A 21,540-nucleotide genomic window follows, 5' to 3' on the forward strand; every position below is an offset into this window, starting at 1 on the left:
AGGCCAGGTGGGGACACGAGCACGTCGTTTTTCCAGAGGAAACCAACCCAGCTGCGCCCAAGGGCCTTGCCCGCGGCTGGGCTCATTTGTCACAGCAACACATCTTGGATAGTGGTGGACGGTACGATTCATATCGATTTACGCGCTCCCCTTATCCGCCTGACGAATTAGCACCTGAAGAGGGCCGTTTCCAAGCTAGTGGCAGGACCACAAGCAGCAGGAGCGACAGGCCGGCAATGCTCCAGAGGACGAGAGGCTGAGCGCCGGGTGCGGCGAAAGCGAGCGCCACGGGCGCCAGTGCCTGCCCGATGCTGGCAGCCGAATGCTGGAGGCCAAGCCTCACCCCTGAGGCCGCCGCAGAACCGCTGATCCAGAAGCTTGTGACCAATCGCAGGCTCGCCGAGCTCCAACCGGCGACCAGGATGAACACGCTCATATCGGCTATGCTTGATGCGAGTGGAAAGGCAACGAGCGCCGCTGCCAGCAAACCGAGCGTCAATCCGGCAAGACGCCCGGGAACCTTCACTAACCAATCGAGCCTTGCATGAAAGATCTGCGCCGCCAGCATGCCGAATCCGCAAAGACTGAGCATCCAGGCGATCTGCTCGCGGCTCAGCGAGACCGCACTGCGCGTCATCAGGAGATTGACGTGCATAGCGGCAAGCCCGGCCCCCGCAGCGATCGTGATGAGTAATAGGACTCCCGTGGCGCAGACTGTCGGCGGCGGCGGATCTCCTGAGTCGAGGCAGTGCGCACAGCGGCCTGGCAGGCTTACAAGGCAAAGCGACCCCGCGACGGTGCCGATGCTGGCAGCAACGATCATGAGCGGCGCGCCGGGCATGATCGCAACGGAGGCTTCCGCCAAAAGCGGTCCGCCGAGGTCTCCCAAAAATACAGACCCCGTCAACCAGGTGAAACGCCGCGCCTGCTCCCCACGGCTGACCGCGGCGAAACTCGCACTGAGCAGCGCAAGCGGTATGATGGCGGCGGCCGCCATCCCCGCGACCGTGCGCAAAACGTAGAGAGTCGGCAGAGCTACGAGGCCAACTGGTGCAGTCACCATCGCGAGGATAATGAGCGCTGTGCGCAACATGACGCGGTAGTCGACCCGGTCGGCAATCCAGCCCCAAAGCGGTGCCGCCACCAGTGCTGCCAGCGGGTGGACGGCGGTCAAGCTCGCGACATGAAAATCATGCGCTGAGGAAAGCCCGCCGGGATTTGGGTCGACCAGGGTCGGAAGGAAAGCGAGAATGGCCGTCTGCCCTGCCGAGGCCGACACCGCCGCGAGCAGCAACACAATGAAGGAGGATTGACCACGCTTGCCATCGTGTGATTCGCCTTGGGGAACAAGCGGGTCAGCGGTTCGTCGGAGAGCCGGTATCACCACCAAGCGCGCAAGCCGATCACCAGCCGGTGTTCGGATGACCCCTCGCCCCGCAGGCGTCGGAAGCCCGCCGTGCCATCGAACGCACGCTCCCAGACGAAGCCGATATAGGGCGCGAACTTGCGCGACACCTCGTAGCGCAACCGTCCGCTCAGCTCGACATTGCTGAAGCCGCTGCCAAGCTGCCGATCTCTCGACCGCTTCGAATAGATATTGGTCTCTACCTGCGGTGTGAGGATCAACCGATTGGTGAACAAGACCTCATAGGACGCCTTGGCGCGCGCCGCGAGACGCCCATCGGTTCCTACATAGCCGGTGAGCTGGACGTCGAACCAATAGGGCGCCAGTCCCTCGACGCCGGCGGCCAGCCAGGTGGTCGCACCCTTGCCGAGATCCTGCCTGACCCCGAGCAGCGTGCCCCAGAACGGGTTCTTGCTGTGCCACCACAGCGCCTCGACGCTGCTCTCCGGATCGAGACGTTGGTCGCGGGAGTTCTTGAGCCCCTGGCTGCGCAGCCAGAGCTTGTCATTGTCCTGACCCTTGGTGACGAGCACGGTCCAGCCCACGCCCTGACCCTCGTTGCCGCTGGTGAACTCAAGCTCATCGACAAGTATCTTGGGGATTGAGAGCTTGTCGGCCATCTCATAGCCCGGCAGCGTCGAGTTGCGGTAGCCGTCGGCATAATCGTCCGAGTTGCGCGCGTCCGGCGGGGCCTGGCCGCCCTGCATCGAGCCCATGTCCATCGTGGCGCCGTTACCGGACGCCTTCGTGTCGGTCATATCCATGCCCGGCATGTCCATGCCCGCATGGTCCTGAGAGCCTTGCGCGGAAGGAGTGTGCGGAGCGGGAGTGGCCGTTTGGGCAGGGGTGGTGGCGGGCGACGGGGGCGAGGCATCCTGCGCGAGGGCGGGGGCCGTGATCGCCGGCGCCAGGAAGAGGGCAGCGCCAAGAGCGATGCCGCGCGAGGGGAAAATCCGGATCATGCGACCACCACCTCCCGGAACATGCCGGCCGCCATGTGATAGAGCAGATGGCAGTGGAAGGCCCATCGGCCCATGGCGTCGGCGGTGACGCGGAAGCTCACCCGCTGGGCGGGCTGGACCACGACCGTATGCTTGCGGACCTGGAAGGCGCCGTCCGGGCCTTCGACATCGCTCCACATGCCGTGCAGATGCATCGGATGCGCCATCATCGTGTCGTTGACGAAGGTGACGCGCAGCCGCTCGTTTGGCTTGAAATGAAGCGGCCTGGAATCGTTGAGCTTGATGCCGTCGAGCGACCAGATGAACCGTTCCATATTGCCCGTCAGATGCAGCTCGATGTCGCGCTCGGGCTCGCGCGGGTCGGGATCGCCGCCCGGCGTGCGCAGATCGGCCAGCGTCAGCACGCGCCAGCCGCGCCCGCGCAGCCCGGCGCCGGGATCGTCGAGATTGGTGCGCGGATAGTCGACGCGCATGTCGGTATTGGCGCCATATTCGGTGCGGGCGTGCCGTGCCCTGGCCGGCATCTCGGTCATGCCGTGCCCGGCATGCGCGTCGCCTCCCATTGCGCCCATCGTCGCCATCGCGCCCATCATGTCGACCGGCTCGAGCCAGGTCCGGGCATCGAGCGGCGGCACGGCTGCCGCCATGCCCGGGGCCGGTGCGATCGTGCCACGCGCATAGCCGCTCCGATCGATCGCCTGCGCGAAGATGGTGCGGGCGCCGCCCTCGGGCATGGTGAACTCGACGTCGTAGGTCTCGCCCGGGCCGATCCGGAATTCCTCGACCGTGACCGGCTCGACCGGCTGCCCGTCGGTCGATACGACCGTCAGCTCGACCCCGGGGATCCGCACGTCGAAGAACGTCGCCGTCCCCGCGCCGACGAAGCGCAGGCGCACGCGCTCGCCGGGCGCGGCGATACCGGTCCAGTTGCCGGCGGGCGGCGCGCCGTTCATCAGATAGGTGTAGGTCGCGGCAGAGACATCGCTGTAGTCGGTCGGGTTCATCCGCGAGCTGTTCCACATCCGCCGCCGCTCGAGCGCCTTGCCCAAGCCCATGGTGCCGACATCCTTGAGGAAATCGCCGGCGGTCGGCTGCGCAAAATTATAGTAGCTGCTCTGCTTCTTGAGATTGAGGAAGATCTGCAGCGGCGGCTCGTCCGACCAGTCGCTGAGCACGATGCAATAGTCGCGATCGGGCGCCCGCGCCGTCGGCACCTGTTTTGGCTCCACGATGATCGCTCCATAGAGTCCCGTCTGCTCGGCGAGCGTGTGAGCGTGATACCAGTAGGTTCCGCTCTGGCGGACCTCGAAGCGATAGGTGAAGGTCTCGCCCGGCGCGATGCCGGCAAAGCTGATGCCGGGCACGCCGTCCATCTCCGCCGGCACGATGATGCCGTGCCAATGGATGCTCGACATCTCCTTGAGGCCGTTGCGTACGCGCAGCGTGACCGTGTCGCCTTCGCGCAGGCGCAGGACCGGCGCGGGCACGCTGCCGTTCACGGCGGTCGCGATACGGCGTTTGCCGGTGAAGTTGACCGGCAGCTCGGCGATCTCGAGGTCGAACTCGGTCCCGCTCAGCTCAGCGGGCAAGGTTGGTGCGGATCGCGCGAGAAGCGCCGGGGCGAAACCGGCGACCGCGCCGCCGATCGCCAGCCCCTGGACGAAACGGCGCCGCGCGATCGGCCGGATATGTAAGGGAGACATGAACTGTACTTTCGCGAAGTCGGCTTCAGGCGAGGTCGAGGACGATCCGGCCCTCGATGTCGCCATGATGCATGCGGGAGAAGACGTCGTTGATGTTCTCCAGCTTGTCTGCATGGACCGTGGCCTTGACCTTGCCCTCGCCGGCGAACGCCAGTGCCTCGAGCAGATCGAGCCGCGTGCCGACGATCGAGCCGCGCACGGTAATGCCGTTCAGCACGGTGTCGAAGATCGACAACGGGAAGTCGCCCGGCGGCAGGCCGTTGAGCGCGACCGTGCCGCCGCGCCGGACCATGCCGAGCGCCTGCTGGAACGCCCTGGGCGAAACGGCGGTCACCAGCGCCCCGTGCGCGCCGCCAATGGCTTTCTTGAGCGCTGCCGAAGGGTCCTCGTTGCGCGCGTTGACCGTCAGTGTGGCGCCAAGGCGTGTAGCGAGGTCGAGCTTGCTATCGTCGATGTCGACCGCGGCCACATTGAGACCCATGGCTCGGGCATATTGCACCGCCATGTGGCCGAGCCCGCCAATGCCGGAGACGACCACCCACTCGCCGGGTCGGGCCTCGGTGGCCTTCAATCCCTTGTAGACGGTGACGCCCGCGCAGAGGATCGGCGCAATGTCGAGGAAGTCGACATTGTCGGGAAGGTGACCAACATAGTTGGGATCGGCGAGGACATATTCGGCAAAGCTGCCATTGACCGAATAGCCGGTGTTCTGCTGTTCGTGGCAAAGCGTCTCCCAGCCACCCAGGCAATGCACGCAGTGCCCGCAGGCGGTGTAGAGCCAGGGCACACCGACCCGGTCGCCTTCCTTCACATGGGTGACGCCGGCACCAACGGCGGCGACATGCCCGACGCCCTCATGGCCAGGAATGAAGGGCGGGTTGGGCTTGACCGGCCAGTCCCCTTCTGCCGCGTGCAGGTCGGTATGGCACACGCCGGTTGCCGCAATCTTGACCAGGACCTGCCCGGGGCCGACCGTCGGGATCGGCGCGTCCTCGATGACCAGGGGCTTGCCAAATTCGCGGACGACCGCCGCCTTCATGGTTTTCGCCATGTCCGTTTCTCCTTTTAAGCGGGGGGTCAGAATAGGCCGAGCGCGTGCTCGTCATAGGAGACGAGCAGATTCTTGGTCTGCTGATAATGATCGAGCATCATCCGGTGGTTTTCACGCCCGAAGCCCGATGCCTTGTATCCGCCGAAGGCGGCATGGGCGGGGTACTGATGATAGCAGTTGGTCCAGACCCGCCCGGCCTCGATCGCGCGGCCGAGCCGGTAGGCGGTGTTGCCGCTCCGGGTCCAGACGCCCGCGCCAAGACCGTAGGCGGTGTCATTGGCAAGTGCGATCGCCTCCTCGACCGTCTTGAACGTGGTGACCGACAGGACGGGACCGAAGATCTCCTCCTGGAAGATGCGCATGTGGTTCTGACCCACGAACACGGTCGGCTGCACGAAATAGCCCTGGTCGAGCGCACCGCCCGGCAGCGCCCTGGCGCCACCGACCAGACACTGCGCGCCCTCGGCCTTGCCGATATCGATATAGCCCAGGATCTTGTGGAGCTGGTCCTCCGACGCCTGCGCGCCGACCTGGACCGACGGGTCGAGCGGATCGCCCTGGCGGATCGCGGCGACGCGCGCCACGGCGCGCTCGATGAAGCGGTCGAAGATCGACTCATGGATCAGGGCGCGCGACGGGCAGGTACAGACCTCGCCCTTGTTGAAGGCGAACAAAGTAAAGCCTTCGAGCGCCTTGTCGAAGAAGGCATCGTCCTCGTCGAGCACGTCCGCCATGAAGATGTTGGGCGACTTGCCGCCAAGCTCCATCGTCTGGGGGATCAGATGGTCCGCCGCGGCGTGCATGATCTGCTTGCCGGTGACGGTCTCGCCGGTGAACGAGACCTTGGCGATGCGCGGATTGGCGGCGATCGCCTGGCCAACGGTCCGTCCCGGGCCGGTAACGACATTGAGCACGCCGGGCGGCAGGATGTCGGCGGTGAGCTCGGCGAACATCAGCAAGGTGAGCGGCGTCTGGGATGCGGGTTTGATGACGGTGCAGTTGCCCGCCGCCAGCGCCGGGGCGATCTTCCACGCCGCCATCAGCAGCGGGAAGTTCCACGGGATGATCTGGCCGACGACGCCGAGCGGCTCGCGGAAATGATAGGCGATGGTGTCCGCATCGATCGTCGAGATGCCGCCTTCCTCCGCCCGGATGCAGCCGGCGAAGTAGCGGAAATGGTCGATCGCGAGCGGCACGTCGGCAGCGCGCGTCTCGCGGATCGGCTTGCCATTGTCGATCGTCTCGGCAAGTGCCAGCAACTCCAGATTGTCTTCGAGCCGGTCGGCGACGCGATTGAGAATCCTGGCGCGTTCGGCGGGCGCGATCCTTGCCCATTGATCCTTGGCGGCGTGCGCCGCATCGAGCGCGCGCTCGACATCTTCCGGCGTCGACAGCGCGAACTCTGCGATCTGGGCGCCATTGATCGGGCTCGTGTCGGCGAAATACTCGCCGCCCGCAGGAGCGCTCCAGCGGCCTCCGATGAAATTATCATAGCGGTGTCGGAAGGAGGCCGCCGCGTTAATGGTCCCGATCGCCTTCTCGAACATAACCTGACTCCATCTCTATCGATGGCCTGACGGAGTAATCTCTTTGCCCGGGTGGCCTATAAGTAAGTTCCGCAGAAGGTAGTCTGGTATCGGGGTCGCGGGCTTGAGGGTCAGACACGCCAACAGAGCCGATGACTATTCATCGACTCCTGAACGTATTCGCGCACGCCTGATCGGAATTATGCCGAGACAGGCGTTACTCGGCCGAGTCTTCTTTTGGCGAGGGCGGCGCTTGGCATTCCAATTCTGGCGTTACGCCCGGACGCGCTTTAGGCTCACCCAATCGCCTTTCTGAAGCGTCCCGTCCCTCACGCGGAAATGAGCATAATGGTCGTCGAAAATCTGGTCGACTTCGACATGACCGACAAGACGGCGGTGGCGCGGCGTTGCGTGATAGACTTCGAGTATCTGCCCGATGTGCGCGCCATCGGCCTTACCCAGGCAGGCCACTGTGCCGCCCGCATCCATACGGACGATCTTGCCGCGCATGAACAAGCTATGGCCGATACCCTGTGCGAGGAGCGGCGTGCTGCCAAAGAGCAGAAAGCCAACAGCAGCACCGACGCCAAGATGTTTTCGCATCGCTGTTTCCTCTGTCAAGTCAGACGCTCGGACCCGGTTTTGAAAGCTGGGAGCACGGGGCGACGCTGGGCATCGTCAAAGAACTGGCCCGCCGCGGGGGAACGGCGGGCCCTCAGCCCCTGGGGTCTGTTCTCGGGGCTGGAAACCTCACATGTCGCTCATCGGCTTGTCGGCCATGGGCTTGGCGGTCTTCTTCTTCGCCGCCGGCTTGGCCTTCTTCATCGGCATCTTGCAGCAGCCACTCTTCGCCTTACCGGCCATGCCCGAGCCGTTCGATGCAGGCGAGCCGCCGGACATGCCGGCCATCCCCGACATGCCCTGTTGATCCTGCTGGGCCGGTTGCCCCTGCTGCTTCTGCGCACCGGCCTGATGATCCTTCATCATCTGATCGTGCATCTGCTGCCCGCCATGATCCATGCCCTGCTGGTGGGCATGGGCCGGCGCAGCCTGCGCGGGCGCGGGCGTCGACTGGGCGAGAGCGGTGCCGGCGGCGAAGGTTAGCGTCGCGAAGAGGCTGACGGGCGCCGCGAGAAATGTCGTCTGTCGCATTGAGGGTCTCCGAGTGTTCTTCCTGTTGCCCGATCGACGTTCCGATCCCGGCAATTCCGAAGCTTCAATGCTGCTAGCGAGACGCTGTCTGTATACGTAAGTTACGAATCGAAATCCGATCGGCCGTGTGCCTGCTGGAGCAGGCGCGTAAAATGATGATCCGGGATCGATCAAAAATGTGACCCGGCCTGGTTTTCTCGTCCTGAGACCGGCCAGAAAAGCGATTGGCCCGCCGTGGGAACGGCGGACCAAGGCTTCGGTTGAAAGCGGCCATGATCTTGTCCGTCAACCTTGTCGTCTGATGGAATGATGGCAGGGTCAGCAACCACCGTCCGACCTGTGTGACATGCCGGAGGCGCCGTCCTGGTCCTGCGAATCCCGCATCGCCATTCGATGGCCCTGCATCATCTGGCCGTGCATCTGCTCCTTACCGTGAGCCATGCCCTGCATGTGGGCAGGATCGGGCTGGGCAGGCGCCGGCCTGGCCTTGAGGGTCTCCTCAAGATCGGGCATGCCCGGCGGCATCCCGTCCGCCAGCACCGGTCCGGCACTGACGGCGAGGAAGCCGAGAGCTGCGAGCGAAGCGATCATTGCCGTCTTCTTGCGCAAGTATCCATTCCTTCAAGTCTGGGTTTCCCGTTCGATCGAGCATATGCCCGGTCGATTGTCGCCCCTTCCGGAGCTTGCCCGTGAAATGGTGTCACCTTCCGCCTTGCTGTATACGTAATGTGCGAAGTCCGTCTCTGAGATGGCCATAAATTATCGCACTGGCATCGTTGTTGTGCCGATGTGTAACTATGGTTCGGACTCGAGAGCAGGACAGGTCGGCAACAGTGACTAATCCATGGCGGCCAGCAGACGCTCGAGAGGAATAGTGGCAAAAGTGGTGAAGCTGTCAGCAATGGCATAAGGGGCTCTGTTGCAAAGATTGGCGGCAGTCAGAGGTAGGCTGTCGCTCTGCGCCGATCAGGCGGCTGCTGCGAAATGGTGGTTGAGCATGCCCATGGCCTCCGTCAGCGCCGAGGGCCCAATGCCAAAAGCTCTCTCCACAAGGCGCACCTCGCCCCTGATGCCGGGCTGCAGGCACCAGGGGCGAGCCTGTCCTTTGCGCAGGGCTCGCATGACTTCGAATCCCTTGATCGTGGCATAGGCCGTGGGGATCGATTTGAAACCGCGCACCGGCTTGATCAGTATCTTGAGCTTTCCGTGATCGGCCTCGATCACGTTATTGAGATACTTCACCTGCCGGTGGGCCGTCTCCCGGTCCAGCTTTCCTTCGCGCTTCAATTCGGTGATCGCTGCACCATAGCTCGGCGCTTTGTCGGTATTGAGCGTGGCAGGCTTTTCCCAGTGCTTCAGGCCTCGCAGGGCCTTGCCCAGGAACCGCTTCGCTGCCTTGGCGCTGCGGGTCGGCGACAGGTAGAAATCGATCGTGTCGCCCCGCTTGTCGACTGCCCGGTACAGGTAGGTCCACTTGCCCCGCACCTTGACGTAGGTTTCATCCAGGCGCCAGCTCGGATCAAAGCCACGCCGCCAGAACCAGCGCAGCCGCTTCTCCATCTCCGGGGCGTAGCACTGGACCCAGCGATAGATCGTCGTATGGTCGACCGAAATGCCGCGTTCCGCCAGCATTTCCTCAAGGTCGCGATAGCTGATCGGATAGCGACAATACCAGCGCACCGCCCACAGGATCACATCACCCTGGAAATGGCGCCACTTGAAATCCGTCATCGTTCCGTCCGTCCAATCTCCGCCAAGCATGCTCAAGCTTCACGATTTTTGCAACAGAGCCCGACTTTGGGTTCTTCGATGCCGATCACATGGGCAAGGTCGATCGCGTTGCGGATGATGTCGGCCTTTTCGACGAGGGTCGGCGCGATGTTGATCGCGGCGTCGGTGATGATGAGCGGCGTCGGATGGTCGGGCACGTCCATCACATAGGCGTGGCTGATCCTGCGTTCTGTACGCAGGCCCGTCGCGGAAGGGACGACCGCGCCCATCAGTTCGTCGGTATGCAGCGAGCCTTTCATGAGCAGCCTTGCTTCGCCCGAACGGATCAGCGCGACGGCTTTTGCCGCCGCGTCATGGCTGTGATCGGCATCGATCAGGCGGAAGCCCGCGATATCCTTGCCTGCTTCCTGCGCCGCCTTTCGGATCCTGGCTTTCGGCCCGACAAGGATGGGCGCGATCAGCTTTGCTTCGGCCGCCTCGACCACCGCCGAAATGGCAGCCGGGCTGCAGGGATGGGCAACAGCGGTGCTCTCGGGCGTGCCGCTCGATGTCAGCTCGATCAGGCGCCGATAGCCGTCATGATCGCGAAGCTGTACCTCGGGGAGAGCCGCGCGAGGGCGACGCACCTTCTCGGTCGGCGCCTTCACCTCGGCCTGGCCTGAGATCACGACGTCCCCGTCCTGATTGGTGCAGCGGCAGTCGAACAGCACGATGCGATGCTCCGGCCGCTTCTCCGCGACCGTCACCGAGGCCGTGATAGTGTCGCCCAAACCCACCGGACGCGTGAAACGCAGCGACTGGCTGAGATAGATCGCGCCCGGTCCCGGCAGTTCGGTGCCCAGCACGGCGGAGATCAGCCCGCCGCCCCACATGCCATGCGCGATGACCCGCCGGAACAGGTCCGTCGCCGCATAGTCGGCGTCGAGATGGGCCGGATTGACGTCGCCCGACACGAGCGCGAAGAGCTGGATGTCGCGCTCGCCCAGGGTGCGCACGATGCTCGCCGTCTCGCCGACCTCGATTTCGTCGAACGTTCGATTCTCGATCATGCCCGCGTCGCTCATCGTTCAACGCTCCAGAACATAGTGACCGGGCGCATCCGCGATCGGGGCATAGCCCTTGTCGGCGGCGCCTAGCGGCGGGGGCGCAACCGGGGCTCCCGAATGGCGGGCAAGCCATTCGCCCCATTCGATCCACCAGCTGCCGTCTTTGCGCTCGGCGCGTTCCTGCCATTCCTCCGGATCATAAGCGAGACCTTCCGCCTCCCGCGTCTTCACCTTGAAGCGGCGGCCTTTATGGCCGGGTTCGGAGACGATGCCGGCATTGTGGCCGCCGCTTGTCAGCACGAACGTGATTTCCGCGTCGGTCAGAAGATGGATCTTGTGAACCGAGCGCCAGGGCGCGACATGGTCGCGCTCGGTGCCGACCACGAACAGGGGCTTGCGGATCGCGGAGAGGGCGACAGTCTTGCCGTCGGCCCTGTACTTGCCTTCGGCAAGATCGTCGTCGAGATAGAGGCGCCGCAGATACTGGCTGTGCATGGCGTAGGGCATGCGTGTGCCGTCGGCGTTCCACGCCATGAGGTCGTTCAGCGATTCGCGCTCGCCCATGAGATAGGTGCCGAGCACGCGCGACCAGACGAGGTCGTTCGACCTCAATATCTGGAATGCGCCGCCCATCTGACTGCCATCGAGATAGCCGCGGCTCCACATCATCTTCTCGAGCAGGTTGAGCTGTCCCTCGTCGATGAAGAGGCCAAGCTCGCCCGGCTCGCTGAACTCGGTCTGGGTTGCCAGCAGCGTGGCGCTGGCGATGCGCTCGTCGCCGTCGCGCGCCATCGCGGCGAGCGCGATCGAGAGCAGGGTGCCGCCGATGCAGTAGCCGACAGCATGGACAGACTTGGCGCCGGTGATGGCCGTCACCGCGTCGAGCGCCGCCATCGGCCCCATCAGCCGGTAATTCTCCATGTCGAGATCGCGGTCCTGCGTCCCCGGATTGTGCCAGGAGATCATGAACACGGTATAGCCCTGGCTGGTCAGCCAGTTGACCATCGAGTTTTCGGGCGAGAGGTCGAGAATATAATATTTCATGATCCAGGCCGGGACGATCAGGATCGGTTCCGGGCGCACCTGATCGGTCGTCGGTTCATATTGGATCAGCTCGATGAGCCGGTTGCGGTAGACGACCTTGCCCCTGGCCGTCGCTACGGTGTCGCCGACCCGGAAATCCTCGACGCCGACGGGAGGCAGGCCGCGCACCAGATGCTCGATGTCCTCCATGAGGTGCTGAAAGCCATCGACGAGGCACTTGCCGCCGGTTTCGATGATCCGCTGCTGAAGCAGGGGATTGGTCGCCAAAAAATTGGTCGGCGCGACCATGTCGAGCATCTGCCGCGCGGTGAACCGGACCATATCCTCATAATGGCCGTTGACGCCGCCCACGCCCGTCGTCGCGGCATGCCACCATTGCTGATGGAGCAGGAAAGCCTGCGAGAGGATGTTGAAAGGCGGATTTCGCCAGGCGGGATCGGAGAAACGGCGGTCCTGCGGCAGCGGCTCGATGGCGAGCGCCGCATCGCTGTCGGCTGCGCTGCGCGCCGCATAGTCGAAGAGGCGCATATGCTTGCGGCCCATCTTGGCGGCCAGCTGCAACTGCTTGCCCGGCGACAGCGCGAGGTGGAGGGCCCAGTTCGAGAAGGCCTCGTACAGGGTCGCGGGCGAGAGGCCGAGGGTCACCTGTGCGATCGCGCCGCCCGCGGCGTTGTCCAGCGTCTGCGCGATCCCGTCGAGCGGGTCGGGCGGCGATGTCGGGGTGTCAGCGCTCATGATGGGTCCTTCTCGTTCGGAACAGGTTCGGGCTAGGCTTGTGATAGCCTGGTGATTGTCGAATGACCGCTGGGCCCGACTTTACGGCCCCCTCTCGGACTTCGGTGGAATTGCAGGGGCTGCCCTGGCGGCATGTCATGTCGATGCCCGGCGTCACTCCTCGAAATCCTCGCCCAGATAGAGCCGCCGCACGTCAGGATCGTGAAGGACGGCCTGCGGCGTGCCGGCAAAGAGCAACTTGCCCGCATGGATGACATAGGCCCGGTCGACGAGATCCAGCATCTCGTGGACATTGTGATCGGTGATGAGAATGCCCACCCCGCGCTGCCTGAGCTGGCGCACCATCGCCTTGATGTCGGCGATCGACATGGGATCGATGCCGGCGAAGGGTTCGTCGAGCAGGATGACCTTCGGGTCGGCCGCCATGGCGCGGGCAATCTCGCAGCGCCGGCGCTCGCCGCCCGAAAGCGCGGGGGCGGGCAAGGCACGCAGCCTTGTGATGCCGAAATCGCCGAGCAGCTCGTCCAGCCTGCGATCGATGGCGTCCTTGTCGCGCAGGCGCAGTTCGAGCACAGCGCGGATATTCTCCTCAACGCTCATGCCCCGAAAGATCGAGGCTTCCTGCGGAAGATAACCAAGGCCGCGCTTGCCACGCCCATCCATGGGCAGGGCTGTCACATCCTCGCCGTCGAGCAGTATCTGTCCTCCGTCTAGGCGGTTGATGCCCATGATGCCGTAGAAGCAGACGGTCTTGCCGGCGCCGTTGGGCCCGAGCAGGCCCACCACCTCGCCCGGCGCGACATCGAGCGAGACGCTGTCCAGGACCTTGCGCGATCCGAACGATTTCTCGAGCCGCCTTACCGAGAGCGCGAAGGTAACCGCAGGCCTGGGCCCGGCACCGACGCCCGGACGTGCGGCATCGGGATCAGGCGTCTGGCCTGATCCCGACCCACTGTCGAGCGACGGAGCCTCGTCGAACATCCTCAGATCTCCGACGGGGGTGGCGTCACCGCGGGGAATGTCATCAGACTGCCGCCCGGCATCAGATGGCTTCCACGGCGAGCGCGACGCCCTGGCCGCCGCCGATGCACAGGGTGACGAGGCCGCGCTTCAATCCCTCGCGCTTCAGGGCATGCAACAGGCGGGTGGTGAGCACGGCGCCGGTCGCGCCGATCGGATGGCCATGGGCGATGGCGCCACCCTCGACATTGACGATGTCCTCGGCGAGCCCGAGCTCATGCGTGACAGCGATGGCGATCGCGGCGAACGCCTCGTTGATCTCGACGCGCTCGAGATCGGAGACCGACCAGCCCGCGCGGTCCAGCGCCTGCCGGACGGCGGGAACCGGGCCCAGGCCGAAGAGGCCGGGCGCCACCGCTCCGACACCGAAGGCGACGAGACGGCCCAGGGGCGTGACACCGTTGCGGTCGGCCCAGTCCTCGCTGGCGACGATCATCGCCGCAGCACCACTGTTGAGGCCCGGCGCATTGCCCGCCGTGATCGTGCCCTCGGGCCGAAAGGCGGGCTTCAGGCGCGCCAGGCTTTCAAGGCTCGTATCGGGCCGGTTCTGCTCGTCCTTGCCGAAAATGATGGGACCCTTGCGTGAAGGGATCTCGACCGCGACGATCTCCTCTTCGAAGTGGCCGGCGGCCTGGGCGGCGCTGAAATTCTGCTGGGAGCGGACCGCCCAGGCATCCTGCGCATCGCGCGTGATCTGGAACTGGCTGACGAGATCTTCGGTCACCCAGCCGGAATGCTGGTTGCAGAAGGCGTCGTTGAGACCGTCATGGAGCATGGCGTCGACGAGCTTACCGTCGCCCATGCGGTAGCCCCAGCGGGCTTTCTCGATGAGGTAGGGCGCCTGATCCATATTCTCCATGCCACCTGCAACGACAGCATGGCTGAAGCCGAGCATGATCTCCTGGGCGGCCGAGGCGATCGCCTGCGCGCCCGATCCACAGACTCGGTTGACCGTAAGGGCCGGCACGCTGTCAGGAAGCTTGGCGCCGATGGCGGCCTGGCGCGCCGGGTTCATCTTCGCGCCGGCCTGGACCACCTGGCCCAGAACGACGGCATCGATGGTATCGAGGCCGACGCCGGCGCGTTTTACGGTCTCGGCGATCGCGATGCTGCCAAGGGCCGGCGCGGCCATGTCCTTGAGGGTCCCGCCATAGGCGCCGATGGGGGTCCGGACAGGCGCGCACAGAACGACATTGCTGCTCATGGGAATTCCTTTCCTTGGGCCTTCAGGCCAGATATTTGCCGCCGTTGACCGACAGGGTCTCACCGGTCACGAACCCCGCCTCATCCTCGACCAGAAAGAGGACGGCGCGCGCGATCTCTTGCGGGGTGCCGAGGCGTCCGACCGGCACGCCGGCCAGCACGGCCTTGAGCGCCTCTTCCGGCACGGCGGCGACCATGACCGTATCGGTATAGCCCGGGGCGATCGCGTTGGCGGTGATGTTGCGGGACGCGCCCTCGAGCGCGAGCGCCTTGGTGAAGCCGATCACGCCGGCCTTGGCCGCGGCATAGTTGGTCTGGCCGAACTGCCCCGAGAGGCCGTTCACCGAACTGATATTGACGATGCGGCCGAAACGCCGCTCGCGCATGCCCTCGATAACAGCGCGGCACATGTTGAAGCATCCGCCAAGGTCCACGTCGATGACGCTGCGCCACTGCTCCTCGGTCATCTTGTGGAGCGTGCCGTCCCGGGTGATGCCGGCATTATTGACGAGAATGTCGACCGGCCCGATATCGGCGACGACTTTTGCGACGCCTTCCTGGCTTGCCGTGAAGTCCGCCACATTCCAGCTATAGGCCGGAATGGATGTGTCTTTCACGAACTGCTCGGCTTCCTCGTCATTGCCATAATAGTTGACGGCGACGAGATAGCCTTTCTCCTTGAGGAGCCTGGCGGTCGCGGCGCCGATGCCGCTGACGCCGCCGGTGACGAGCGCGATTCTGGCCATGATCATTGTCCTTGAAGCTGGAAAGAGAGGCGGGTCATTGCGCGAGATAGCCGCCATCGACGGGATAGTAGCTGCCGGTCATGAACGAGGCGCGATCCGACAGCAGGAAGGCGACGAGCCCGGCAACCTCTTCGGGTTGCCCCAGGCGTCCTACCGGATGGTGCGCGATCGTCTCGGCAGGCGGGTGGCCGTCGGTCGTGGCATCGACCATCGGCGTGTGGATGAAGGCAGGCCCCACCGCATTGATACGAATATTCTGCTGGGCATATTCGAGCGCGGCGGTGCGGGTCATCCCGATCACGGCATGTTTGGCTGCCGCATAGCTGACTGATCCGGGCGCGCCGACCGATCCGTAGATCGAACTCATATTGACGATCGTACCGCCGCCGCCCGCCAGCATCGCGGGGATCTGGTAGCGCATGCCGTAGAAAACGCCGTCGAGATCGACGCCGATGACCCGGCGCCATTCGTCGAGATCATACTCCCCGGTCGGCTTGGTGACGGAGCCCACGCCCGCATTGTTGACCGCGGCGTCGAGCCGTCCGAAGTTCTTCAGGGTGAAAGCCACCAGCGCTTCGACTTCGGCCGGCTCGGCGACGTTGACCCGAAGCGCCTTCGCCCGGTCCGGACCGATCTCGTCCGCAAGGGCGTGGGCCTTGTCCGCGTCGATATCGGCAAGCACGAGTCGCGCGCCGGATGCTGCAAGTTCGCGGGCGATCGCCTCGCCCAATCCCATGGCGGCGCCTGTGACGATTGCGACCTTGTCCTCAAAATCGGGCATACATGTCTCCGGCTTTTGCGAGCCACCGGCCAGAAAAAAAGGGACCCGCACAGCGGGCACGGACACACTCCTGGCCGGGAGTCTCACCGCGCGCATTTCGCGCAACCTCTCCTGATTCCCCGCTTTCTCATTGTCGAAACGGCGTGGCGCTTCTTTCGCCGTGAACCCGGCGGCGCGCCATCAGTAACTATACTTATAAGTTTCGTATTCCCTTCGTCAAACCACTTGTGGGACCCGCTTCCGCCGATCGATCCGTGCCCGGCCGCAGGCGGTCAGCTCAGTGCGTCCCCAGTCTGATATAGAGAATCATTTGACACAATCATATTGTGTCATAGATAAATGCCGACAGTAAGGTGATCGAGGCCAGAACCTGCGGCGCGCCAAAGCATTCGGGGTAGCTGTATCTGGGTGTCATGTCGGAGGGCGGCAATTGTTTGATTATCCGGCATGAGCCGCCGCATGAGCCAAAGCCTCTTACGTGGTCGTGAATTCACGACGGTGAGAGAGCGCCTGCCTGCGTTCAGCTCCTTCGATAAAGCTCATCCGCCTGTCTTCTGCGGTTGAACATCTTAGGTTTTCAAACTCGCGCGCAGGCTTGCCCGTAGGAACGCTCTCAGTTGGTGCAGGTATGAATTACGCGATGTGGTCGCTGAGCGAAGGCGATCAATGAGCCGATCGTGCGGCTATGGATGGCGCGGCTAACGAATTTTACAAAATCCAATTGTGCGCAATATAATATGACACTACACCCCCTTTTGATAAGGGAAAACGACTCAGGAGATTCGCATGAGCGCGCTTTACACGACCAAGGTGACGGCCATCGGCGGACGCAGCGGCACGATTCGTAGCGAGGACGGCATTCTCGACCTGCCGCTCGCCATGCCCAAGGAACTCGGGGGCAAGGGCGGCGCCACTAACCCCGAGCAGCTCTTTGCCGCAGGCTATGCAGCGTGCTTCGAGAATGCGGTAATCCACGTGACCAGGGCGCAGGCCGACAAGGTTCGCGACGACGACATTAAGGTGATCGGCGAGGTCGGTCTGCTGCCGAACGCACAGGGTGGCTTCAACCTTGCGGTGACGCTCGACGTCGAGATTGCCGGCGTCGATCAGGCCAAGGCCGAGGAGATCGTACAGGCGGCCCATGCCGTTTGCCCCTACTCCAACGCGGTAAAAGGCAATGTCGACGTCGCGCTGAACGTCACCACGCGATGAGCGGCGGGGTGGCAACGCAGGAGCGTGACGAGGACCCGCTGCTGCTCGACAGGCAGGTCTGCTTCCCGCTCTACGCTGCCACCAACCTGCTCAACCGGCTTTACGGGCCGGTGCTAGGCGAGCTGGGGCTCACCTATCCGCAGTATCTCGTCATGCTGGTCCTCTGGGAGAATCAGCCCCAAACGGTCGGGGCGCTGGGCGCGCGGCTCTACCTGGACAGCGGCACGCTGACGCCGTTGCTCAAGCGCATGGAAAGCGCGGGCCTTATCACTCGTGCCCGCGATCCGGAGGATGAGCGGCGTGTCCTCGTGACGCTGACCGGAAAGGGCAAGGCGCTACGCCAGCAAGCCCTGCACGTTCCGGAGACAATTTCGAACGGTTACAAGCCCGAAGGCATCGAGGAACTTCGCGAGAGCGTTCGCGATCTGGTGTCCATCCTGGCGCAGCTCGACACCCGATCGCGAGCGTCCAGGGCGGCTCGACCATGATCGTGCGCACTTCAACGGAGAACAATCTATGTTACGGTCTTTCCTGATCGGCTTGGTGGCCGGCCAGCGCGGCATGACGCCGCTGGCGGTAATCGCCACGGCGACGCGGCGGAAGGAAATCCCTGCCGACCTGCCGCTCCAGGCGCTGATGCTGAACCCGATGATTGCCGCCGGCGCCGCCGCCTTCGCGGCGGCTGAGATGGCAGGCGACAAGATGAAGACGGCACCCGATCGCACCGTGCCCATCGGCCTCGCCGTCCGCAGTATCACCGCAGCCTATGCGGGAGCAGCACTCGCACCGCGCGACAAGCGCGTGCTCGGCGGCGCGATCGCGGTCGGCACAGCGATTGCTTCCTCCTTTGCGGGCTTGGCAGCCCGCAAATGGGCCATGCGCCGCTATGGACAGACGGCGACCGGGTTTGTGGAGGACGCGATCGTGTTTGGCAGCGGTCTTGTCATCGTCAATCCGGGGCTCATCGCCAGTGGGATCCGATCCCAATCGACCGAACTGCCATTTGCAAAGGAAAGCTCATGCTGACAGTCCACCATCTCGGTATTTCTCAGTCCGATCGGATTGTCTGGCTCTGCGAGGAACTGGGGATCCCCTACGAACTGGTACGCTATGATCGCGATCCGGTGACCCGTCTGGCGCCCGCTTCCTACAAGGCGCTGCATCCTTCGGGGACCGCGCCCGTCATCAGCGACGATGACCTCGTCTTGGCGGAGTCCGGCGCGATTATCGATTATATAGTCGCCAAGCTTGGCGGCGGCCGATTGACCCTCCAGTCCGATCATCCCGACTTCGCCCAATTCCTCTACTGGTACCATTTCGCCAATGGTTCGATGATGCCTTGCATGATGATGCTGATGGCGGAAGGCAGTGTGGCCGAGATGATGCGGGACCGTGCAAACCGCAATCTTGTGGCGCTCAATGAGCACTTTGCAAAAGGTAATCAGTGGCTTGCTGGTGAGGAATTCACCGTCGCGGACATCATGATCCTGTTCCCGCTGACGACGATACGCGCCTTTGTACCGCTCGATCTTTCACCCTATCCGCATCTGCGCAGCTATTTGAAACGCGCGATCGCGCGCCCTGCTTTCCAGAGAGCGATGGCCAAGGCCGACCCCGATCTGCAAATCCCCGCTGATTGAAAGACAGGTGCATTTCAAGGGTGGCGACCCCATGAGTCCGATTGAACGGGCCGCTCGACCGAGTTTGGATGGCAGCGATCAAATCAACAGCTTCGGCCAAGCTGTACCTTTCATGGAAGATAGTTTCCACAAAGCCTGGAAGTTGATCAGCCGCACACGCGATGTGACCAACGAGCAGGTTTCCTGATCGCGTCGACGTCCAAGGGGCGCAATTTGCGCGACCCGGCGTAGGCGGTGCCTGGCCAGAAACATCAACTGAAGCGACCCGACGGCCGTACACGCCTTGAAAGAACATCCAGGAGCCAGATGAGGCTGCCGCGAAACATGCCATGTATCCTTCCCTGATGGCGTCGGTATAGGAGAGCATGACCTAGCTGTGCAATCTTGCCGCGTATGAAGCCGCCCTTGAATATGCCGACGCGGCCCAGCGAACCATAGGCGTCGTAGCGGCCCAATGCGACAAGCGATCCGAAGTCGTGATAGCGGAAGCCCGGCACGGGACGTTGCTTGATCATCGGCAACAGATATTTGCTGAGATAGACTGACTGTTGGAACGCGACCTGCGCGGTCGTGGGCAGTGGACGATCGTCTCCAGCTTGAGTGAAGCTCGCACAATCACCGATGGCGAATATATGTGGATCGTCCGTCACCAGCGTTGGTCCGACTGAAAGCTGGTGGTTCATCGTACGCTTCAAGCCTTCGATCTTTTCGCAGAATTCAGGAGCCTGGACGCCTGCTGCCCAGACTTTAAGTTCAGCTGCGACCTGCTCTCCACTACCTAAGACTAAGCCGCCAGGCTCCGCCGAACTGACCTTCGCCGAGGTCCGCACTACAATTCCCAGCGCCTCCAACGAGCGCTGGGCTTCATGTGAGATACGTTCTGGAAATGGAGCTAGAATCCGATTACCAGCCTCGATCAGCGTGACATGCATCTGCTTTCGCGCGCCGGTCGCGCCGAAATGCTCTACCACGTCCGCGATCTGGATCAGCTCGGCTGCCAGTTCCACACCCGTCGCACCGCCGCCGACAATCGCGACAGACAGGACACGCCGTTCCGACAGCGCTTTTAGTAGCCGCGCCCGCAGTCGATCATTGAAAGCAATAGCATCCGCACGGCTATCGATCGTCAAGCAATGCTTTTTCACGCCCGGTGTGCCGAAGTCGTTTGCCTTGCTGCCTGCCGCTAGTATCAGAGAATCGTATTGCACTGCGCGCGCAGGCAGGGTCTCCTCACCATGCAATATCAAGGGCGCAAGCCGCACATGCCTTGGGCTTCGGTCAATTGCGATGACTTCGCCCGGATGGAAGACAAATCCCTTCGCAGCTGCATGCACCATATAGCTGGTGCCCTGTATCTCGGCGTCCTGGGTGCCAGCCGCTATCGTATGTAGCATAGGCTTCCAAACATGTGACGGCTCTCGATCGATCAGCGTCACGGAAAAGGCGTCGGGCGCGCGTCGTCCAAGTTGTGTAGCGAGATCCAGGCCCGCAACACCGCCGCCAACGATTACAATTTTGTGCTTTTCAACCATGTCTCCCGTTTTGCAAAAGTTTCGATGTCGGTCAAAGAGAGAGATCCTCTGAAATCGCTCAAAGCTCCGGCAGAGCATAATCGGCAGCCACTCTCGCGGTAATCTTTGAGGCCGAAGGACATGGAGCGCCAGTCATCGATGTGATCGGTCATGCTCCGCTGGTTCATTTGCTCAAATCACCGGATACAAAATCCTAGTCGCCATTGGCGCTCTTCACATCCCATCGTCGCCCAACTCGTCCACGTCACGGCGCTTGTCGCGCGCCGTCCCGTGGAGCGTGCGCACCTTCTCAGTAGCTGCCAGGCCGGCGTTCAGGCGCGCGATGGAAAAAGGCGATCCGGACCTTCAGATCAAGCTCGATCGAAATGTGTTGCTGACCCCTGGAACTAGTAGCGGCCTCGCGCAGCATATCGTCACTGCAGCATCATGGTCCGCACTCCGGTTGCTGCGAAAGGGTCAGAATAGCCTTGAAGATAAAATCGGTTGCCTGCTCGAGATAGGCAGTCTTTGCCGCAGCCGTGTTCGGCAGATCCTTGCGAACTAGGATTCGTTGCCGCGGGGATGTCACCAGGGCATCGAAAATGAATGTGGCGAGAAAACGCATATCCAGTGCGGCCGCTCTATCCGGGCCCGCCGCTTCTTCAAGCAGCTTCTGGATCAGGCAAAGCCCTGGATTGATACCCAATAGAGTCTTGACGTCGATGTCGTCGACATTCTGATCGCGAACCCAATGAGCGAGTTTTTCGAACGCGATAGTTTCGGGCTGGAGCGAAACATCCAGCATCTTTCGCGCGGTCCGAAGCAAGCGCTCGCGCAGGCACCCGGTGGTCATGGTCGCCGCGATGGGTTTCAGCCGGTCGTCGATCCCGTATCGCATCACCGCGACCAGCAGTCCCTTCTTCGAACCGTAGCGCGCATAAAGCGTGCGCTTCGATACGTTCGCCGCCGCCGCGACGTCGTCCATGCACGTCCCCTCGGGGCCCCGGGCGATGAACTGCGCGAGCGCGATCTCGAGAATATGGTCGCCAAGGCGGGCGGCGATGTCCTGCGT

Annotated in this window: 21 protein-coding genes and 1 pseudogene; 5 read left to right on the forward strand and 17 right to left on the reverse strand. The window is 63.2% G+C overall.

From position 1 onward, the window contains the following. Positions 1-151: 151 nt before the first annotated feature. The 15 genes and pseudogenes from ATN00_RS20960 to ATN00_RS21030 form a co-directional block, all read right to left on the reverse strand. The gene (locus ATN00_RS20960) at positions 152-1,387 is read right to left on the reverse strand and encodes an MFS transporter (RefSeq protein WP_231746511.1); all 1,236 of its coding nucleotides are present in this window, start codon (positions 1,385-1,387) and stop codon (positions 152-154) included. Continuing rightward, the gene (locus tag ATN00_RS20965) at positions 1,381-2,367 is read right to left on the reverse strand and encodes a copper resistance protein B (protein WP_170825659.1); all 987 of its coding nucleotides are present in this window, start codon (positions 2,365-2,367) and stop codon (positions 1,381-1,383) included. Before ATN00_RS20965 ends, ATN00_RS20960 begins: the two co-directional genes overlap by 7 nt. Then, positions 2,364-4,070 (reverse strand): copper resistance system multicopper oxidase, encoded by a 1,707-nt coding sequence (locus tag ATN00_RS20970; protein ID WP_015449263.1) that lies wholly within the window; start codon positions 4,068-4,070, stop codon positions 2,364-2,366. Before ATN00_RS20970 ends, ATN00_RS20965 begins: the two co-directional genes overlap by 4 nt. 25 nt (positions 4,071-4,095) lie before the next feature. Further along, entirely contained in the window at positions 4,096-5,121 is a 1,026-nt protein-coding gene (gene adhP, locus ATN00_RS20975) for an alcohol dehydrogenase AdhP (RefSeq protein ID WP_062069264.1), read from the reverse strand. Between the two features lie 26 nt (positions 5,122-5,147). Continuing rightward, positions 5,148-6,668, reverse strand: a complete 1,521-nt coding sequence (locus ATN00_RS20980; RefSeq protein WP_015449264.1) for an aldehyde dehydrogenase family protein — start codon at positions 6,666-6,668, stop codon at positions 5,148-5,150. A 252-nt stretch (positions 6,669-6,920) separates the two neighbouring features. Beyond that, entirely contained in the window at positions 6,921-7,250 is a 330-nt protein-coding gene (locus ATN00_RS20985) for a hypothetical protein (RefSeq protein ID WP_004212674.1), read from the reverse strand. Positions 7,251-7,397: 147 nt separating this feature from the next. Next, positions 7,398-7,799: a hypothetical protein gene (locus ATN00_RS23810; RefSeq protein WP_015449265.1), complete on the reverse strand. Its 402-nt coding sequence runs from the start codon at positions 7,797-7,799 to the stop codon at positions 7,398-7,400. 318 nt (positions 7,800-8,117) lie between these two features. Beyond that, on the reverse strand, positions 8,118-8,408 hold the full coding sequence (locus tag ATN00_RS20995; RefSeq protein WP_007406388.1) for a hypothetical protein: 291 nt from the start codon (positions 8,406-8,408) through the stop codon (positions 8,118-8,120). 357 nt (positions 8,409-8,765) lie between these two features. Next, positions 8,766-9,530 carry an IS6-like element IS6100 family transposase gene (locus ATN00_RS21000; RefSeq protein ID WP_001389365.1) on the reverse strand — a complete coding sequence of 255 codons (765 nt, stop codon included), beginning with the start codon at positions 9,528-9,530 and terminating at the stop codon, positions 8,766-8,768. A gap of 56 nt (positions 9,531-9,586) precedes the next feature. Then, positions 9,587-10,594: pseudogene (locus ATN00_RS21005) on the reverse strand (bifunctional enoyl-CoA hydratase/phosphate acetyltransferase); the annotation flags it as partial. A 3-nt stretch (positions 10,595-10,597) separates the two neighbouring features. Next, positions 10,598-12,355: a PHA/PHB synthase family protein gene (locus ATN00_RS21010; protein WP_062069267.1), complete on the reverse strand. Its 1,758-nt coding sequence runs from the start codon at positions 12,353-12,355 to the stop codon at positions 10,598-10,600. 153 nt (positions 12,356-12,508) lie between these two features. Continuing rightward, complete coding sequence (gene lptB, locus ATN00_RS21015) at positions 12,509-13,336, reverse strand: LPS export ABC transporter ATP-binding protein (RefSeq protein ID WP_062069270.1); 828 nt, start codon at positions 13,334-13,336, stop codon at positions 12,509-12,511. Positions 13,337-13,397: 61 nt separating this feature from the next. Further along, the gene (locus ATN00_RS21020; RefSeq protein WP_062069273.1) at positions 13,398-14,579 is read right to left on the reverse strand and encodes an acetyl-CoA C-acetyltransferase; all 1,182 of its coding nucleotides are present in this window, start codon (positions 14,577-14,579) and stop codon (positions 13,398-13,400) included. 22 nt (positions 14,580-14,601) lie between these two features. After that, on the reverse strand, positions 14,602-15,324 hold the full coding sequence (gene phbB, locus ATN00_RS21025; protein ID WP_062069400.1) for an acetoacetyl-CoA reductase: 723 nt from the start codon (positions 15,322-15,324) through the stop codon (positions 14,602-14,604). A gap of 34 nt (positions 15,325-15,358) precedes the next feature. Continuing rightward, positions 15,359-16,105, reverse strand: a complete 747-nt coding sequence (locus ATN00_RS21030) for an SDR family NAD(P)-dependent oxidoreductase (RefSeq protein ID WP_062069276.1) — start codon at positions 16,103-16,105, stop codon at positions 15,359-15,361. Between the two features lie 786 nt (positions 16,106-16,891). Between ATN00_RS21030 and ATN00_RS21035 the strand changes: the two genes are divergently transcribed. The 5 genes from ATN00_RS21035 to ATN00_RS21055 are packed head-to-tail and all read left to right on the forward strand — an operon-like array spanning position 16,892 to position 19,144. Beyond that, on the forward strand, positions 16,892-17,317 hold the full coding sequence (locus ATN00_RS21035; protein WP_062069279.1) for an organic hydroperoxide resistance protein: 426 nt from the start codon (positions 16,892-16,894) through the stop codon (positions 17,315-17,317). After that, a complete protein-coding gene (locus ATN00_RS21040) occupies positions 17,314-17,805 on the forward strand; it encodes a MarR family winged helix-turn-helix transcriptional regulator (protein ID WP_062069282.1) in 492 nt (163 codons plus the stop codon). Before ATN00_RS21035 ends, ATN00_RS21040 begins: the two co-directional genes overlap by 4 nt. A 28-nt stretch (positions 17,806-17,833) precedes the next feature. Further along, on the forward strand, positions 17,834-18,343 hold the full coding sequence (locus ATN00_RS21045) for a DUF4126 domain-containing protein (protein ID WP_231746497.1): 510 nt from the start codon (positions 17,834-17,836) through the stop codon (positions 18,341-18,343). Further along, positions 18,337-18,957, forward strand: a complete 621-nt coding sequence (locus ATN00_RS21050; RefSeq protein WP_062069285.1) for a glutathione S-transferase family protein — start codon at positions 18,337-18,339, stop codon at positions 18,955-18,957. Before ATN00_RS21045 ends, ATN00_RS21050 begins: the two co-directional genes overlap by 7 nt. A 31-nt stretch (positions 18,958-18,988) precedes the next feature. Further along, positions 18,989-19,144 carry a hypothetical protein gene (locus tag ATN00_RS21055; RefSeq protein ID WP_156415402.1) on the forward strand — a complete coding sequence of 52 codons (156 nt, stop codon included), beginning with the start codon at positions 18,989-18,991 and terminating at the stop codon, positions 19,142-19,144. Positions 19,145-19,208: 64 nt separating this feature from the next. On the opposite strand, the gene ATN00_RS21060 is transcribed toward ATN00_RS21055, so the two are convergent. Both ATN00_RS21060 and ATN00_RS21065 read right to left on the reverse strand, forming a co-directional pair. Continuing rightward, entirely contained in the window at positions 19,209-20,489 is a 1,281-nt protein-coding gene (locus tag ATN00_RS21060) for an NAD(P)/FAD-dependent oxidoreductase (protein ID WP_062069289.1), read from the reverse strand. Between the two features lie 424 nt (positions 20,490-20,913). Next, the gene (locus ATN00_RS21065; RefSeq protein WP_082635360.1) at positions 20,914-21,531 is read right to left on the reverse strand and encodes a TetR/AcrR family transcriptional regulator; all 618 of its coding nucleotides are present in this window, start codon (positions 21,529-21,531) and stop codon (positions 20,914-20,916) included. Positions 21,532-21,540: the final 9 nt, after the last annotated feature.

The sequence above is a fragment of the Sphingobium baderi genome, from assembly GCF_001456115.1.
Taxonomy (GTDB): Bacteria; Pseudomonadota; Alphaproteobacteria; order Sphingomonadales; family Sphingomonadaceae; genus Sphingobium; species Sphingobium baderi_A.